Annotated in this window: 2 protein-coding genes and 1 pseudogene; 2 read left to right on the top strand and 1 reads right to left on the bottom strand. The window is 62.6% G+C overall.

What is annotated here, in order from left to right; translation table 11 throughout:
- The coding region (locus ACH2EI_RS15570) for a TetR/AcrR family transcriptional regulator C-terminal domain-containing protein (RefSeq protein ID WP_395160705.1) at positions 1 to 572 on the top strand (572 nt) is incomplete at its 5' end.
- A 100-nt stretch (positions 573 to 672) separates the two neighbouring features.
- Here the strand turns inward: ACH2EI_RS15570 and ACH2EI_RS15575 are convergent.
- Positions 673 to 1446, bottom strand: coding sequence for a UbiA family prenyltransferase (locus tag ACH2EI_RS15575; protein ID WP_395160707.1), 774 nt, complete (start codon positions 1444 to 1446; stop codon positions 673 to 675).
- Positions 1447 to 1678: 232 nt separating this feature from the next.
- On the opposite strand from ACH2EI_RS15575, the pseudogene ACH2EI_RS15580 reads away from it, so the two are divergent.
- Positions 1679 to 1997 (top strand): annotated as a pseudogene (locus ACH2EI_RS15580) (hypothetical protein); the annotation flags it as partial.

Genomic DNA, 1997 nt, shown 5'->3' on the forward strand with positions numbered 1-1997 from the left:
CGCTGCAGTTGCTTGCCGACGGGGGTCTGCATGCACTCGCTATGCGACGGATCGCGGCCGACCTGGGCATCCAGCAGAGTGCGTTGTACTGGCATTTCGACAACAAACAGCATCTGCTCGCCGCCGTCGCTGATCAGATTGTCGCACCGATCCTGTTACCGGTGGACGGGGACTGGTCGGAGCGGATTGAGACGCTGGCATCGCGCTTACGACGTGAGCTGCTTCGGTATCCGGACGCTGCCGAACTTGTGGCGACGATATTCGCGTTTCGACTCGGAGCACAGCAGCCGTTCGAGCAATTCATTGACGAGCTGACTCGTGAAAGCCTCGGGCGCGACGACGCAGCCATCGCTGCATCCGTGCTCGTGTACTTCGTCTTCGGGTACGCGACCGACGAACAACAGCACCACCAAGCAGCCACGATCGGAGCGATTCAGGCCGAGCCAATTGACACTCACGCCGTAAAGACTGCCGACGAACGTTTCCTGAGGGGGCTCCGCCTCATAACGAGCGGCGTCGATGCTCAAATCCGAGGCACTCGCGGACAGGAGGCCCGACACGAGTCACCTTGATTGCTTTCCAGTCCCAATGAGCAATCCAGCAGACAGCTCCGCAAGCGTCGGCGAGCGATCTGGACATGATCCTCGATCCTGGTCGAGGATGCGCGCGTTCTCAGGACAGGAATTCGCTGCGACTCAGGTACAGCGCGACCGTCAGCGCCGACGTGCCAAGCGCCAGGCTCCACGAGGCGCGCTTCCGACCCGTTACGGCGGCCGCGAGCACACCTCCAACCGAGACCGCCGCACTACCAGCGAAGATTCGACTGATGCGTCGGAGAGGCGCGTCGCCAGCCCGCGCAACGACGGCTGTTGCACTGCCCAATAACGCCACGCCGACCAGGAGCGAGCCAGTTGATCCGAAACGGTGGGGCAGGCCACGGACTCCTGTCAACGAGTCTGTTTCGAGGTCTGGCAACACGTTGATGAAATGGGCCCCTGCTCCCATCAAAGCTGCAGCCACCGTGGCTGCTCGCGGTGGACGACGGCCTGATCGACCACCCAACGTCACGAACGCCGGAAGAGCACCGAATGCAACGACGTACGGCACCACACTTGCCAAGGTCCCCTTCAGAAATGCGTTGTAGCCGAATGCGGCACCCACCGCAACACCGTGCACACCCGCAGCACGCCAGCCCGAAAGTAACGACAACGGAACACATCCCAGCGCCGCCAGAACCGCGCAGTTGCGCACGACCTCAGCGGTGATCTCGCCTGCAGCGATTGGCTTGTCGGCTCGACCGCCCATGCGGTCGCGGTCGCGGTCTAAATAGTCGTTACTCCAACCCACTGCGAGCTGTCCGGCGAGCACGGCTGAACCGACCGAAACAGCGCCCCAACGGCGCCCGGCCCCAATGGCTATCGCCGTCGTGAAGGCGGTCACGGCCACGGTTGGCTGGATGTGACTCGCCCGGGCCAGCGGGATCAAGGGGACCGTCGGTGTGCCATCCGGGCAGCTGTGGGTTGCCAGCCAAGATCTCACCGCGTTGGTCATCGCCCCGAGCTACCCCGAGCAGTCTCTTTGTAGGCGTCAGCGTTGCTCACACCGCAGGCTATATCGGACGCTGACCCGATCGCCAGCAGCGAAGATCGCATCGTGCGAATCAGCAAAATCCCCCACCGTGCGAGCGATCAGGAGCGGATCGCACTTCAGCGACTTCACCGCGTCAGTGCTCATCTTGGGCGCAATGTTCTTCGCCGGGCCAGCAACGTTCTTCTTCCTCACCCAGTTCTTCCAAATCGTGCACGGCAAGAGCGCACTTGAGGCCGGTCTCCTGATCCTGCCCAACGCGGGAACAATCGTGCTAGCCTCGGTGGTAACGCCACCCCTGGCTACGGCGATTGGACCCCGCCGCACCGTCATGATCGCCATGTCCATCATGACTGAGAACGACGGTCTGATTTGGCCCCACTTTGGGGGTGTCGCGACGGGGCCAAATC

Source organism: Ilumatobacter sp. (assembly GCF_041688325.1).
GTDB lineage: Bacteria > Actinomycetota > Acidimicrobiia > Acidimicrobiales > Ilumatobacteraceae > Ilumatobacter_A.